At 59.9% G+C, this 15,010-nt stretch carries 12 protein-coding genes and 2 tRNA genes; 6 read left to right on the plus strand and 8 right to left on the minus strand.

Annotated features, from left to right (window positions below; all coding sequences use genetic code 11):
• Positions 1-132: 132 nt before the first annotated feature.
• Both KW062_RS22085 and KW062_RS22090 read right to left on the minus strand, forming a co-directional pair.
• Positions 133-209, minus strand: a tRNA-Asp gene (locus tag KW062_RS22085).
• A gap of 19 nt (positions 210-228) precedes the next feature.
• Positions 229-304: transfer RNA gene (locus tag KW062_RS22090), tRNA-Val, on the minus strand.
• A 159-nt stretch (positions 305-463) separates the two neighbouring features.
• Between KW062_RS22090 and rdgC the strand changes: the two genes are divergently transcribed.
• Together rdgC and sugE are read left to right on the plus strand one after the other, a co-directional pair.
• On the plus strand, positions 464-1,384 hold the full coding sequence (gene rdgC, locus KW062_RS22095; protein WP_007936132.1) for a recombination-associated protein RdgC: 921 nt from the start codon (positions 464-466) through the stop codon (positions 1,382-1,384).
• A 216-nt stretch (positions 1,385-1,600) separates the two neighbouring features.
• The gene (gene sugE / locus KW062_RS22100; RefSeq protein ID WP_027620002.1) at positions 1,601-1,918 is read left to right on the plus strand and encodes a quaternary ammonium compound efflux SMR transporter SugE; all 318 of its coding nucleotides are present in this window, start codon (positions 1,601-1,603) and stop codon (positions 1,916-1,918) included.
• 54 nt (positions 1,919-1,972) lie between these two features.
• Here sugE and KW062_RS22105 read toward each other — a convergent pair whose 3' ends face one another.
• The 3 genes from KW062_RS22105 to KW062_RS22115 all read right to left on the minus strand — a co-directional run bounded on the left by KW062_RS22105 (position 1,973) and on the right by KW062_RS22115 (position 5,488).
• A complete protein-coding gene (locus tag KW062_RS22105; protein WP_105753808.1) occupies positions 1,973-3,847 on the minus strand; it encodes an MFS transporter in 1,875 nt (624 codons plus the stop codon).
• Between the two features lie 72 nt (positions 3,848-3,919).
• Positions 3,920-5,071 carry a TDT family transporter gene (locus KW062_RS22110; RefSeq protein ID WP_051550566.1) on the minus strand — a complete coding sequence of 384 codons (1,152 nt, stop codon included), beginning with the start codon at positions 5,069-5,071 and terminating at the stop codon, positions 3,920-3,922.
• Positions 5,072-5,176: 105 nt separating this feature from the next.
• Positions 5,177-5,488, minus strand: a complete 312-nt coding sequence (locus KW062_RS22115; RefSeq protein ID WP_027619999.1) for a cupin — start codon at positions 5,486-5,488, stop codon at positions 5,177-5,179.
• Between the two features lie 191 nt (positions 5,489-5,679).
• Here KW062_RS22115 and KW062_RS22120 point away from each other — a divergent pair, with 191 nt between their 5' ends.
• The gene (locus KW062_RS22120) at positions 5,680-9,150 is read left to right on the plus strand and encodes a hybrid sensor histidine kinase/response regulator (protein WP_027619998.1); all 3,471 of its coding nucleotides are present in this window, start codon (positions 5,680-5,682) and stop codon (positions 9,148-9,150) included.
• Here KW062_RS22120 and rmuC read toward each other — a convergent pair whose 3' ends face one another.
• Both rmuC and KW062_RS22130 read right to left on the minus strand, forming a co-directional pair.
• Entirely contained in the window at positions 9,151-10,515 is a 1,365-nt protein-coding gene (gene rmuC / locus KW062_RS22125) for a DNA recombination protein RmuC (RefSeq protein ID WP_177327274.1), read from the minus strand.
• 175 nt (positions 10,516-10,690) lie between these two features.
• Positions 10,691-11,014, minus strand: coding sequence for a hypothetical protein (locus KW062_RS22130; RefSeq protein ID WP_105753809.1), 324 nt, complete (start codon positions 11,012-11,014; stop codon positions 10,691-10,693).
• 928 nt (positions 11,015-11,942) lie between these two features.
• On the opposite strand from KW062_RS22130, the gene KW062_RS22135 reads away from it, so the two are divergent.
• From KW062_RS22135 to KW062_RS22145, 3 genes are all read left to right on the plus strand, one after another.
• Positions 11,943-12,167 carry a hypothetical protein gene (locus tag KW062_RS22135; protein WP_007898912.1) on the plus strand — a complete coding sequence of 75 codons (225 nt, stop codon included), beginning with the start codon at positions 11,943-11,945 and terminating at the stop codon, positions 12,165-12,167.
• Between the two features lie 278 nt (positions 12,168-12,445).
• The gene (locus KW062_RS22140) at positions 12,446-12,928 is read left to right on the plus strand and encodes a hypothetical protein (RefSeq protein WP_105753810.1); all 483 of its coding nucleotides are present in this window, start codon (positions 12,446-12,448) and stop codon (positions 12,926-12,928) included.
• A 146-nt stretch (positions 12,929-13,074) separates the two neighbouring features.
• Positions 13,075-14,346, plus strand: a complete 1,272-nt coding sequence (locus KW062_RS22145) for an OmpP1/FadL family transporter (RefSeq protein WP_105753811.1) — start codon at positions 13,075-13,077, stop codon at positions 14,344-14,346.
• Between the two features lie 86 nt (positions 14,347-14,432).
• On the opposite strand, the gene KW062_RS22150 is transcribed toward KW062_RS22145, so the two are convergent.
• Positions 14,433-14,984, minus strand: a complete 552-nt coding sequence (locus KW062_RS22150; protein ID WP_105753812.1) for a glutathione peroxidase — start codon at positions 14,982-14,984, stop codon at positions 14,433-14,435.
• Between the last annotated feature and the right edge of the window lie 26 nt (positions 14,985-15,010).

Genomic DNA, 15,010 nt, shown 5'->3' on the forward strand with positions numbered 1-15,010 from the left:
AATTAATAAATTTATTAAAAAAACCGAAATCTGATGAAACCGTGCGTACCGCGTGGAACTCTTTCAGCAAAAAGCCCGCGTTAGCGGGCTTTCCGTGGTGACCTGGCGTTCAGTGGTCCAGGTTACCGAATATGGCGCAGCGGACGGGACTCGAACCCGCGACCCCCGGCGTGACAGGCCGGTATTCTAACCGACTGAACTACCGCTGCGCTAAACACTTGAAACGAATGGTGGGTGATGACGGGATCGAACCGCCGACATTCTGCTTGTAAGGCAGACGCTCTCCCAGCTGAGCTAATCACCCTTCGCTTCGGTGTGGCGCGCATTCTACGGAGCACTCCCACCTCTGGCAAGCACTTTTTTAAATAATTTTCTCAGGCCTTCCAAAGGGTTAGCGAAGGGTTGGCCTGCGACGCTGCGCGGAGAATAATGCCCCCCTTTGTATAAAGGAGAGACTCACCCCATGTGGTTCAAAAACCTGCTTATCTATCGCCTGACCCAAGATCTGCCTTTTGATGCCGAGGCGTTGGAAACTGCACTGGCCACCAAGCTGGCGCGTCCATGTGCAAGCCAGGAGTTGACCACCTACGGTTTCGTCGCGCCCTTCGGTAAAGGCGAAGATGCGCCTCTGGTGCATGTCAGCGGTGATTTCCTGCTGATCGCTGCGCGCAAGGAAGAACGCATCCTGCCGGGTAGCGTGGTGCGTGACGCGGTGAAGGAAAAGGTCGAAGAGATCGAAGCCGAACAGATGCGCAAGGTCTATAAGAAGGAGCGCGACCAGATCAAGGATGAAATCATCCAGGCCTTCCTGCCCCGCGCCTTTATCCGTCGTTCTTCGACCTTCGCCGCCATCGCGCCGAAACAGGGCCTGATCCTGGTCAACTCGGCCAGCCCGAAACGTGCCGAGGACCTGCTGTCGACCCTGCGTGAAGTGATTGGCTCACTGCCAGTACGCCCGCTGACGGTAAAAATGTCGCCAACCGCGACCATGACCGAATGGGTCACCACCCAGAAAGCCGCGGACGACTTCTTTGTGCTGGACGAGTGCGAACTGCGCGACACCCACGAAGACGGCGGCATCGTACGCTGCAAGCGTCAAGACCTGACCAGCGAAGAGATCCAGTTGCACCTGAGCACCGGCAAAGTGGTTACCCAGCTGTCCCTGGCCTGGCAGGACAAACTGTCTTTCGTCCTCGACGACAAGATGGTGGTCAAGCGCCTGAAGTTCGAAGACCTGCTGCAGGACCAGGCGGAACAGGACGGTGGCGACGAGGCCCTGGGCCAATTGGACGCCAGTTTCACCCTGATGATGCTGACTTTCGGCGACTTCCTGCCGGCCCTGGTGGAAGCGTTGGGCGGTGAAGAGACACCTCAGGGGATCTAACCTGTAGGAGCGAGCCTGATCGCGATCGCGGCATCTTATTCAATAATGATGTGACTGACATATCGCCATCGCGAGCAGGCTCGCTCTTACAGGGGCAGTGCCGCCTATTGATCCCAGGATCAATAGGCGGCACTCTAGCGCCCAACGCGAGGACGACCTCGCGGCTCGATCGAGTCATTAATCTGGGGACGACCCCGTCTATCGATGGAGGTGTTCATGTCCTGGATCATTCTGTTTTTCGCCGGCCTGTTTGAAGTCGGCTGGGCCGTAGGCCTGAAGTACACCGACGGCTTCAGCCGCCCTCTGCCCACCGCCCTGACCATCGTCGCCATGGCGATCAGCCTCGGCTTGCTGGGACTGGCGATGAAGGAGTTGCCGCTGGGCACTGCCTACGCGATCTGGACGGGCGTAGGCGCAGTGGGCACGGTCATCGCCGGGATCATCCTGTTTGGTGAATCCATGGCGCTGTTCCGCCTTGCCAGCGTTGCGCTGATCATCGCCGGGCTGGTCGGGCTGAAGATCAGCGCGGCCTGACCCGTTGGATAAAAAACGCCCGCATAACGCGGGCGTTTTTTTATCTTCGCTCTTCTAGCGCACCGCCCCCCGCAACTCGCTGACCAGTGCCTGCAACTGCGCCGGCGCTGCCGCCTCCACGGACACCGGCGGGCCCGCCACCAAGGTCACCCGCGACCAGAGCCGATGGAAAAAACCCTTGTTCGGGTCGCGACTGAAAAAGCTGCCCCACAAACCTTGCAAGGCCAACGGAATCACCGGCACCGGGGTCTGCTCGAGAATCCGCGTCAGCCCGCCCTTGAACTCATCGATCTCGCCGTCAGCGGTCAGTTTGCCTTCCGGAAAAATGCACACCAGCTCGCCGTCCTTCAGGTACTGGGCGATGCGGCTGAAGGCCTTTTCGTAGATCTGAATGTCTTCCTGACGCCCGGCAATGGGAATCGTCCCGGCAGTGCGGAAGATAAAGTTCAGCACTGGCAGGTTGTAGATCTTGTAGTACATCACGAAGCGAATCGGCCGACGCACCGCGCCGCCAATCAGCAAGGCGTCGACAAACGACACGTGATTGCACACCAGGAGCGCCGCCCCCTCATCGGGAATCAGCTCCAGGTTACGGTGCTGCACGCGGTACATGGAATGGCTGAGCAACCAGATCATGAAGCGCATGGTGAACTCGGGGACGATGCGGAAGATATAGGTGTTCACGCCGATATTGAGCAGCGACACCACCAGGAACAACTGGGGAATCGTCAGCTTGGCCAGGCTCAGCAGGACAATCGAAACGATCGCCGAGAGCACCATGAACAGCGCGTTGAGAATGTTGTTGGCGGCAATCACCCGCGCCCGCTCGTGCTCGGCGGTGCGCGACTGGATCAGCGCATACAGCGGCACAATATAGAAACCGCCAAACACCCCCAAACCGAGAATATCCAGCAGCACCCACCAGGTATGGCCGAAGCCCAGCACCTGAATCCAGCCATGACCCTCGGCGCTCTCGGGAATACCGCCGGAATGCAACCACAGCAGCAGCCCGAACACCGTCAGGCCAAAGGAGCCGAACGGCACCAGGCCGATCTCCACTTTGCGCCCCGAAAGCTTTTCACAAAGCATCGAACCCAGGGCGATCCCCACCGAAAACACCGTCAGAATCAGGGTGACCACAGTTTCATCGCCGTGCATCCACTCCTTGGCATAAGCCGGGATCTGCGTCAGATAAATCGCCCCGACGAACCAGAACCATGAGTTACCGACAATCGAACGCGAAACGGCCGGCGTCTGCCCCAGACCCAGGCGCAAGGTCGCCCAGGATTCGCTGAAAATGTTCCAGTTCAGCTTCAACTCCGGTGTCGAGGCTGCCGCCCGCGGAATCCCGCGACTGGCCAGGTAACCAAGGACCGCAACGCCAATGATCGCGGTGGAAACCACGGGCGCGTAATGACTGGAAGACATCATGATCCCGGCGCCAATGGTCCCCGCCAGGATCGCCAGGAAGGTGCCCATTTCCACCAGGCCGTTACCGCCCACCAATTCGTCCTCACGCAACGCCTGGGGCAGGATCGAGTATTTCACCGGCCCGAACAGCGCCGAGTGAGTGCCCATGGCGAACAGCGCGAGCAACATCAGCCACAGGTGATCGAACAGGAAGCCCACCGCGCCGACCGCCATGATGGCGATCTCCCCCAGCTTGATCAGGCGGATCAACGCGTCCTTGGCGAGTTTCTCGCCGAACTGCCCGGCCAACGCCGAGAACAGAAAGAACGGCAGGATGAAGAGCAAGGCGCAGAGGTTGACCCAGATCGAGCGGTCGCCCTCGATGGCCAGCTTGTAGAGGATGGCGAGGATCAACGATTGCTTGAAGATGTTGTCGTTGAACGCACCGAGGGATTGCGTGATGAAAAACGGCAGGAAGCGCCGCTTACGGAGCAAGGTGAACTGCGAAGGATGACTCATCTTCCATGTCCCTGAGTGGCTTGGATGCTCTTATTGGAATGTCCTTGAGCGATCCAGGCCACAACCTTAGCGTTATTTCTTTAACCCGGCGATGCATGGCGATACGAACAACTCACCACGCCAGGCGCCCTGCACGGTGCGCTTGGAAACGATCATCCACATGATCGCCAGCAGCGCCACCAGCAGCGTGCCAAACAGGCTGAAGAAGCTCAGGTTCAGGGTACTGGCCAGCTTCAGGGTGGTCAGCGAGAACACCCCAAGCGGGAAGGTAAAGCCCCACCAGCCGAGATTGAACGGAATGCCATCACGCAGGTAGCGCAGGGTGATCAGCACCGCCATCAGCATCCACCACAGGCCGAAGCCCCACAGGGTGATCCCGGCGATCAGGCCGATCCCCGCTGCCACCTCGCCAATACCAGGCATGCCGTTGGCGGCAAAGATCGCCGGTGCATCGGCGCCCAGCACCAGCATGCCCAAGGCTCCGGTACCGATTGGCCCCAGTGCCAGCCAGCTTGAGGCTGCCATGTTTTCATGGGGCAATTTGTGCAAGGCCATGCGCAGCAAGAGGATGGTCAGAATGCTCACCGCCACCGGCAGCGAGAACGCCCATAGCACATAGCTGGTGGTCAGCATCACTAACTGCCCATGAGCGTCAGCCAGATGAGGGGCAAGCAGGCCGCCGCTGGCCGCCGCGACTTCCGCCGCCACCACGGGCAACAGCCAGACGGCGGTCATCTGGTCGATGCTGTGCTCCTGACGGGTGAACATCATGTACGGAATCAGCACGCCGCAAGCCAGGGACATGGCCACGTCCAGCCACCAGAGGATTTCGGCGAGCGATACCACGCCCTGCCCCCAACGCGGCACGCCGAACACCAGCAGGCCGTTGATGATGGTCGCCAGCCCCATGGGAATGGTGCCGAAGAACATCGAGACAGTGGAGTGCCCGAAGATCCGCCGCGCCTCGTCGAAGAACATCACCCAGCGCGCGGTGTACAGCACACTGAACAGCACGAACAGGGCGATATTGAACAGCCACAACCCCTCGGCGACAGCGTGCAGTCCGGGAATGCGCACCGGTAATTGGGCCAGCGCTAGCGCCAGCACCCCGGTGCCCATGGTGGCGGCGAACCAGTTGGGCGTGAATTGGCGAATGACTTCACGCGGATGCTGCAGTTGGCTCAATGGCCGGCTGATGATTCTGCTGTTATGGATGGTGTGCACGCTGATCTCCTGTCCCCTGATGAGGTTGAATCCATCATAGAACCGGATCGAATATCCATATAACGGGTATTTTCTCTAACTGTTATCTATTTTGCAGATATAAAGCTACACACTGCCCTCCGTCTCGACCACCAGGATCCGCGCCACCCCTTGGGGGTGGGCCACATGCTCTGTGCCGACGGTGGCATAAAAAATATCGCCGACTTCCAGCAAGGCAACCTGTTCAACGCCCTCCTCCCGGTAATGCATCCGCACCTGTCCATCGAGCACCACGAACACTTCCTGGCCATCGTTGACGTGCCATTTGTAGGGCTGATCGGTCCAGTGCAGGCGGGTGGTAATCCCGTTCATATTGGCAATATCCAGCGCGGCCCAGGCACGCTCACCCGTAAAGGATTTGCTGCGGATAATCTTCATTGCGAATCAACTCCCTTGAATCGGTCCAGGTCAGGCCCCAAGGCTAACTCAAGCGCTCGGTTGAACGACACGGGATTGTCCCTGCGACACCCCGCCGCGCTCCGACCTTGGTCGACACTGACGTCGCCGGGACTACGTGCGAGACTGTCTGACCGGGCCGCGCTCCCGGGTGTCTTTTGTCAGGAGTTTCCATGTCGCTGTCCAGCGGGCTGATTGCCGCCGTCGCCCTGGCCTATATGGCCATCATGTTCGCTATCGCTTTCTACGGTGATCGGCGCAGCACCCCGCTGCCACCGCGCATGCGCGCCTGGGTGTACAGCCTGTCGCTGGCCGTCTATTGCACCAGCTGGACCTTCTTCGGCGCGGTGGGCCAGGCTGCCGAGCAACTCTGGTCATTTCTACCGATTTACCTCGGACCGATCCTGCTGCTGGTGCTGGCACCCTGGGTCCTGCAAAAGATGGTGATGATCAGCAAACAGGAAAACATCACCTCGATTGCCGACTTCATCGCTGCCCGCTACGGCAAATCCCAATCGTTGGCGGTGGTGGTGGCGTTGATCTGCCTGGTCGGCGTCCTGCCCTACATCGCCCTGCAACTCAAGGGCATCGTCCTCGGGGTGAACCTGTTGATCGGCGCCGGAGCCGACGCCATGGGCACCCGCGCCCAGGACACGGCGCTGATTGTGTCGCTGATTCTGGCGCTGTTCACCATTGTCTTCGGCACGCGCAACCTAGATGCCACCGAGCACCACCGGGGCATGGTACTGGCGATCGCTTTCGAGTCGCTGGTCAAGTTGTTCGCCTTTCTCGCAGTCGGCGCGTTCGTCACCTACGGCCTGTATGACGGCTTCGACGACCTGTTCGACCAGGCGATGCTTGCCCCGCGCTTGGAGCAATACTGGAAAGAAACCATCAACTGGCCCTCGATGGTGGTGCAGACCGGGGTTGCCATGATGGCTATCATTTGTCTGCCCCGACAGTTCCACGTCACCGTGGTGGAGAACATCGAACCCCAAGACCTGCGCCTGGCGAAATGGGTATTCCCTGCTTATCTGGCACTGGCGGCGCTGTTCGTGGTGCCCATTGCCCTGGCCGGGCAAATGCTGCTGCCCAGTTCGGTCCTGCCCGACTCATTCGTGATCAGCCTGCCCCTGGCCCAGGCGCATCCGGCCCTGGCGTTGCTGGCTTTTATCGGTGGCGCCTCAGCCGCGACCGGCATGGTGATCGTCGCCAGTGTTGCGCTGTCGACCATGGTCTCCAACGACATGCTGCTGCCCTGGCTGCTGCGGCGCAAAAATGCCGAGCGACCGTTCGAAGTGTTCCGCCACTGGATGCTCTCGGTACGCCGCGTCAGCATCGTAGTCATCCTGCTGCTGGCGTATGTCGCCTATCGCCTGCTCGGTTCCACCGCCAGCCTCGCCACCATTGGTCAAATCGCCTTCGCCGCGGTGACCCAACTGGCACCCGCGATGCTCGGCGCGCTGTATTGGAAACAGGCTAACCGCCGCGGTGTCTTCGCCGGCCTCGCCGCCGGTACCTTCCTCTGGTTCTACACCCTGATCCTGCCGATTGCCGCCCACAGCATGGGCTGGTCACTGAGCAGTTTCCCCGGCCTCGGCTGGTTGCACAGCAATCCGCTGAACCTGCCGATCACCCCGTTGACCCAAGGCGTGGTGCTGTCACTGGCCGGTAACTTCACCCTGTTTGCCTGGGTTTCGGTGCTGTCGCGCACCCGCGTCTCGGAGCACTGGCAGGCCGGTCGCTTTATCGGCCAGGAAATCAGCGCGCGGCCCAGTGCCCGTTCGATGCTGGCGGTGCAGATCGATGACCTGCTGCAACTGGCGGCACGTTTTGTCGGTGAAGAGCGCGCCCGGCAGAGCTTCATTCGTTTCGCCTATCGCCAGGGCAAGGGCTTCAACCCGAACCAGAATGCCGACAACGAATGGATCGCCCATACCGAACGCCTGCTGGCCGGGGTGCTTGGCGCTTCTTCCACCCGCGCCGTGGTGAAAGCGGCTATCGAAGGGCGGGAAATGCAGCTTGAGGATGTCGTCCGCATCGCCGACGAAGCGTCGGAAGTGTTGCAGTTCAACCGCGCCTTGCTGCAAGGCGCGATTGAAAACATCACCCAGGGCATCAGCGTGGTCGACCAGTCGCTGAAGCTGGTGGCCTGGAACCGCCGTTACCTGGAACTGTTCGACTACCCGGACGGCTTGATCAGCGTCGGCCGGCCGATCGCCGACATCATCCGCCACAATGCCGAACGCGGCCTGTGCGGCCCCGGGGAAGCCCAGGTGCATGTCGCACGCCGCCTGCATTGGATGCGCCAGGGACGGGCCCACACTTCCGAACGACTTTTCCCCAACGGCCGGGTGATCGAGCTGATCGGTAATCCGATGCCCGGCGGCGGTTTCGTCATGAGTTTCACCGACATTACTGCGTTCCGCGAAGCCGAGCAGGCGCTGACTGAGGCCAATGAAGGATTGGAGCGCCGAGTCGCCGAGCGCACTCATGAGCTGTCGCAATTGAATGTCGCCCTGACCGAAGCCAAAGGCACCGCAGAAGCCGCCAACCAGTCGAAAACCCGTTTCCTTGCTGCGGTCAGCCATGACTTGATGCAGCCGCTGAACGCTGCGCGTCTGTTCTCGGCCGCCCTCTCCCATCGCGACGACGACCTGTCGGACGAGTCCCGGCAACTGGTGCAACACCTGGACAGCTCACTGCGTTCGGCCGAAGACTTGATCAGCGACCTGCTGGACATCTCGCGCCTGGAGAACGGCAAGATCAATCCGGACCGCAAGCCATTCGAGCTCAACGAGCTGTTCGACACCCTGGGCGCCGAGTTCAAGGCGCTGGCCCAGGAGCAAGGATTGAAGTTCCGGGTGCGCGGCAGCCGCCTGCGCGTTGACAGTGATGCCAAGCTGTTGCGCCGGGTCTTGCAGAATTTTCTCACCAACGCGTTCCGTTATGCCAAAGGGCCTGTTCTGCTCGGCGTGCGGCGCCAGGGCGAACACCTGAGCCTGGAAGTCTGGGACCGTGGGCCGGGCATTCCGGAAGACAAGCGCCAGGTGATTTTCGAAGAGTTCAAGCGCTTGGACAGCCACCAGACTCGCGCCGAGAAAGGCCTGGGCCTGGGTCTGGCGATTGCCGATGGCTTGTGTCGGGTACTCGGTCACCCACTGCAAGTGCGCTCCTGGCCGGGCCGGGGCAGCGTGTTCAGCGTCAGCGTGCCGCTGGCCCGCGCGCAAACCGCCGCAACGGGAAAAGTCAGCGAAGCGAACGGACAACCACTGACCGGCGCGCAAGTGCTCTGCGTCGATAACGAAGACAGCATTCTGATTGGCATGAACAGCCTGCTCAGCCGCTGGGGCTGTCAGGTGCACACCGCCCGCAACCGTGCCGAATGCGCGGCCCTGCTCAACGATGGCGTGCGCCCGCAACTGGCGCTGGTCGACTACCACCTCGACGAGGGCGAAACCGGCACTGCGCTGATGGCCTGGCTGCGCACCCAGCTCGGCGAGCCAGTGCCCGGCGTGGTGATCAGCGCCGACGGGCGACCCGAGCGCATCGCCCAAGTGCATGCAGCCGGCCTGGATTATTTGCCCAAGCCGGTGAAACCGGCTGCCTTGCGCGCCTTGTTGAGTCGGCACCTGCCGCTGTAGCTATTCGGGCAGCTCGGCCAGGCCATCGACATCGGTCATCGCCCGCTCCAGCAGGTCCGCTGGCAGGCTCTTGCTGGCTCGCGCACCGAGCAATTTAAGTTGCTCGCTGCGACTGACCAGGTTGCCACGGCCCTCGGTCAGTTTGTTGCGGGCAGCGCTGTAGGCTTTATCCAGTTGCTGCAGGCGATTGCCCACCTCGTCCAGGTCCTGGATGAACAGCACAAACTTGTCGTAGAGCCAGCCAGCACGCTCGGCAATTTCCCGCGCATTCTGGCTCTGGCGCTCCTGTTTCCACAGGCTGTCGATCACCCGCAAGGTCGCCAGCAATGTGGTCGGGCTGACAATCACGATGTGCCGATCGAATGCCTCCTGGAACAGGTTCGGCTCCGCCTGCAAAGCCGCCGAGAACGCTGCCTCGATCGGCACGAACAGCAGGACGAAATCCAGACTGTGCAGGCCGTCCAGGCGTTTATAGTCCTTGTCGGACAAGCCCTTGACGTGATTGCGCAACGATTGCACGTGCTGCTTGAGCGCGGCTTGGCCGATGGCCGCATCGTCCGCCGCGACATACTGCTGATAGGCCGTGAGGCTGACCTTGGAGTCGACCACCACCTGCTTGTCGCCCGGCAGATAAATCAGCACATCCGGCTGAAAACGCTCACCGTCTGGCCCTTTGAGACTGACCTGAGTCTGGTACTCGCGCCCCTTCTCCAGACCTGCGTGCTCGAGCACCCGCTCCAGAATCAACTCGCCCCAGTTACCCTGGGTCTTCTGGCCCTTAAGGGCGCGCGTGAGGTTGGTCGCTTCGTCGCTCAAACGCAGGTTCAGTTGCTGCAGGCGCTCCAGCTCCTTGGCCAGGGAAAAACGCTCGCGCGCCTCGGCCTGATAACTTTCCTCGACGCGCTTTTCGAACGATTGAATGCGTTCTTTCAGCGGATCGAGCAATTGCCCCAGACGCTGTTGGCTGGTCTCGGCGAAGCGTTGCTCACGCTCATCGAAGATCTTCCCGGCCAGTTCGGCGAATTGCGCGCGCAGCTCGTCCCGCGAGCCTTGCAGGTCGTTGAGGCGCTGTTGATGGCTTTCCTGCTGCTCGCGCAACTCGGCATTGAGCGACGCCGCCTGGGCGTCCAGCCGGCGCAACTCAATCTCCTTGCTGTTGCGCTCGAGGTTCCAGGCATGGGCGGCGTCACGAGCGTTATCACGTTCGATCTGCAGCAACTCGACCTCCCGGCGGACGGCAGCGAGGTCTGCCTGCTTGCTGGCATTGGCTTGCCCGAGGTCGCTGATTTCGTCGCGACAGGCATCGAGCTGGGCATTCAGCCCGTCCTGCGCCAACTGGGCGGTCGCCAGGCGCTCCTCCAGCAGCGACTGCGCGGCCTGCGCCGAGCTCAATCGGCGCTGCAGTTGCCAGGCCAAAAACAGCAACGGCAAAGCGCCAGCCGCCAGCCCCAGCAACACACTGGTCAAGTCCATAGCCATGAAGACTCCTGCCGATCCACTAAAACTCGAAGGTTAACCAAGCCGGCAAGGCTTGGACAGCTCAGTCTTCGATCTGGCCGAGTTCGCGCAGGGCACGCCGGTCGCCGGCGCGGGCGGCCTGGCGCAGCAGGTCTTGGCCGATACGGCGGTCCCGGGCATTGCCACACTCGCGGCACATTAACTGACCCAGACGACTTTGCGCGGCCACCACCCCTTCCCGGGCAGGCGCCTTAAGCAAACGCCCGGCCAAGTGCTTGACGTTGGGGTTTTCGCCCAGGCGTGGACTATCGAGCAGCCACTCAGCGACTCGCATCGAAATGCGCTTGGGCGGGGTAACACTGGAGTGTTTGTCGGTAACAGAAGTTGATACTGAGCGAAACTTCATAAAGCACTGTGGGACAGATCGGAGGGCGCGCCACTTTACTCCTTTTTTCGCGTGGGTAAAGTCGAAAAAAACCCGGCACGCCCGTGCTAGAGCAAGCGCTCGGGACAATCCACAGAAGCTGTGGATAACTCAGTGGACAACACCCCTTGAACTGCCCGTAACCCCTGTGGAATGGGGCTCCCGCTCAAACTGACGATTTTTTCACCAGTAAAAAAAAGCGATGTTTTTCATTGACTTAAATTTCCGCTACAGGCACCCATCAGCCTCGAAGGCGACATGACAGTACGGTGACAACCTGCCCCCGGAATGTGCACAAGTACCTGGGTAGCGGTTATATCAACGCACTTTTAACGGGCATTTTTTGAAGATCGGTAACAACTGGATCCAGGATGATCGGTAGCGGCTTGCCCGGGGGAGAGTCAATAGCCAGAGGCACGCAATGCGACGCAGGTAACAAAATATTTCTCACCTAGCACACTTCCATTCCCCAATTCAATGCGCTACTATCCGCGGCGTTAGTACCAAGCTGAAAGTCAATTCTGGTCGAACAACGCCTGCGGTCTACCTTCCCTAAAGAGAAGCCATCACCGATATCACAGGGGCGGCCACCTCGATGGTTTCCAGGTAATGCTTGCAACCACCCTGTTCTGCTACGAACGCAATGGGTGCCTTGAAGCTCGCTTACTCTGACCGAACCAACCTGCAAATTGATCAGGATCTTCACCCCGGGCCCAGAACCTTTGCCCTTGATGTGTCGCCTGCCCTCCTAAGTACCTACCTGCCGGCCCAAGCGCGCAAACTTATAGCGCTTCAACTGGCTGCTTTGTTCCAGTCGGGTTCTTCGTTCGATCAATGGTGATCGACGTTACTGGAACGTTTTAACGTTGCACGGTTCTTATCCGTGTCATTTGTAGGAACACCCATAATTATGTCGACTCAAATCCATACTCAGGATGCCATTCGCACCCTAACCAACGCCTTCGCACCGATGAACTGCCTGATCATGGCCGCTCGCAAAGGCTGCTTCAGCTTTACCCTGGTCAACGAACACGGCATCGCTCGTCACAGCGAACGCCTGTACCCCGATCAATACTCCAGCGCCGAGCCGCTGCAGGCCGTGATCGAGCGTACCCGTCAGGCACTGGTTGCCTGAGACGCCAGAAAGGCTGAAAACCTGAAAAGCCTCGCCGAAAATGCGGGGCTTTTTATTGCCTTTTATTTCTCGCCTACCGACAGCGGCCTAAGCACCAACCGATATAACGGTTATAACTCGCAGCCGGAAATATTTTAAAAACAGGCCTTTACAGCAAGAATATGACACTACACTTCAACTCAAGCGGCTTGATCCGCTTCCGGCGAGCCTGAGTCGACCCACCGCTGCCAAGCCCACCCAATCAGGCATCGCCGCCCACTTTACGTTTCGAGGGCCTTATGGGTATCGCCGCCAGCGAACTGTGCCGTTTTGTGATCCGCCCGACCCTGATTTATCTGGGAAGTCACAGCGCGACAGCCGAAACCCTGCTGCTGGGAGTTGCCGCCAGCCAGTCAGCCCTGGGCTCCGGTCTGCATGACCGCCGTGGCCATGGCCTGTACCGGATTGGTGAACTTCGCCATCAGGCCCTGTGGGACGATTACCTGGCCCTGGATCCCGAGCGCGCCAGCCTGGTTCGCGGACTCGCCAGCCAGCACGCCTTCCTCAGCGGTCCGCACCTGGAACTCACGGTTAATTTGCGCTACGCCACGGCCATTGCCTGGCTGTTGATCGAAGAACAGAACACCCCACTCCCGGCCGCCGATGACGTGCTCGGCATGGCAAAAATATGGCGCCAGATTTTCAATCCACAAGGCCGCCTGCGCGACTACACTTGCGCCTGGCAGGCCTGTGTTTCACCGCTGAATCAGGTGGCATGCTGACCGGGCAAATTGCAAGATCGGCGAAATAGCAGCGAATTTGGTAGGATTGTCCTACAAAAGCGCTCTAACTCGCGCATTACAGGCTATGGCGTTGGAGTGAAAATATTGGTAGTTTCCGCTCCGGTGATCACCCGGAGTTTCTAATAATGAAAAAAGTCATGCTCAAAACCACCCTTGGCCTCGCTGTTACCTTGGCATCCACCCAGATCTTCGCAGCTGGCTTTGCCATCAACGAACAAAGCATCAGCGGGATGGGTACAGGTTTCGCCGGGCGTTCTTCTGTCGCAGATGATGCAAGCACCATTTATGGCAACCCGGCCGGCATGTCGCGCCTCAAGCGTGAACAAGTCACTGGCGGGGTCGCCCTGCTCGATGCCCATACCGACATCAGCCATGCCAGCTCCAGCCCTAACGGCGGCACCAACAAAGGCGACATGGTGCCGTTCATCGGCGTACCCATGGGCTTCTACGTCAAGCCGATCGATGAGCATTGGGCTGTCGGTATTGGCGCATATGCACCCTTTGGCCTGGTGACCGACTACGAGAACGGTTTCGCCGGCAAATACTTTGGCACCAAGAGCGACGTTAAAGTCCTGACCTTGCAGCCAACCGTTTCCTACGCCTTCAACGACAAGGTCTCTATCGGTTTCGGCCCGACTTTTAACCGCATCGAAGGCAAACTCGAGTCGGACCTGTCGATTACCCAAGCGGCCCCGGATGGCCATGTACGCATCAAGGGTGACGACACCGCAGTGGGCTACAACATCGGCGTGCTGGCACAGCTGACCGACAGCACCCGTGTCGGCCTGACCTACCACTCGAAGGTCAAGTACAAGCTCGAAGGCAATACCAAGGTCAACTACGGCCTGCTGCCGCTGGCCGGCCAGAGCAAGGACCAGAAGTACGATGCATCCCTGGACCTGACCACCCCGGAATCCGTGGACTTCTCGGTCACGCACGCCCTCGATGACCAATGGACCCTGTATGCAGGCAGCACCTGGACCCGCTGGAGCCGTCTGAAAGAAATCACCGTCGAGAACAGCGGCGTGCCGGGCGTGTTGGCAGGTCAATTCGGCGAAATTACCGAAGAGCAGAACTGGCACGACACCTGGGCACACGCCATCGGTGCTTCGTACCAGCTGAACAAAGAGTGGGTATTGCGTACCGGCCTGTCGTTCGACCAGGCCCCGACCAATAACGTTGATCGCTCACCGCGCATCCCGACCGGCGACCGCACCATCTTCAGCCTGGGCGCTGGCTGGAGCCCGACCGATGACCTGACCATCGACCTGGCCTACTCCTACCTCAAGGAAGAAGCCGTCAAGGTCAACAACAGCAACGACCGTGGCCAAAGCTACAACGCCAAGTATGAAAACTGGGCGAACGGCTTCGGTGTTGGCGCGACCTACCGCTTCTGATGCAAGACAGGCCTGAACAGCTCGGCAAGTGAAGTGAAAAAGCCCCGCCTCGGTTGACCGAGGCGGGGCTTTTTAGTGGGCGTCATTCAGGGTTGGGAGGCCAGGGCCTTCTCGACCGCCTCAATGAATTCGGGGTTGTCTGGCTTAGTCAGGCTGGAGAAGTTGGCAATCACATTGCCTTTGCGGTCGACCACGTACTTGTAGAAATTCCACTTCGGCGAACTGCTCTGCTCCGCCAACATCTTGAACAAGTGAGTGGCGCCATCACCGCGAACCTTCTGGGCCTCGGTCATGGTGAAGGTCACGCCATAGTTCACATAGCAGACCTTGGCGGTCTCGGCGTTATCCCCGGATTCCTGCTTGAAGTCGTTGGACGGTACGCCGAGCACCTCCAGCCCCTGGCCCTTATAGCGCTGATACAGCGCTTCAAGGCTTTTAAATTGCGGGGCAAAGCCGCAGAAGCTGGCGGTATTGACCACCACCAGCGGTTTGCCGGCATAGCGCTGGCACAGGTCAATGCTGTCCTTGGCGTGTAACTTGGGCAGGGAACCGGTCAGTAGCGGCGGGCATTCAGCCGCCAGCACGGAACCTGTGAACATCGACAAAAGAGCGGGAACAGCAAGCCAGCGCAGCGGCATATCGAGCGTCCTTGAGTAGGTGTCAG

Origin of the sequence: Pseudomonas fluorescens, from assembly GCF_019212185.1 — a bacterium.
In the GTDB taxonomy this organism is placed as follows: Bacteria; Pseudomonadota; Gammaproteobacteria; order Pseudomonadales; family Pseudomonadaceae; genus Aquipseudomonas.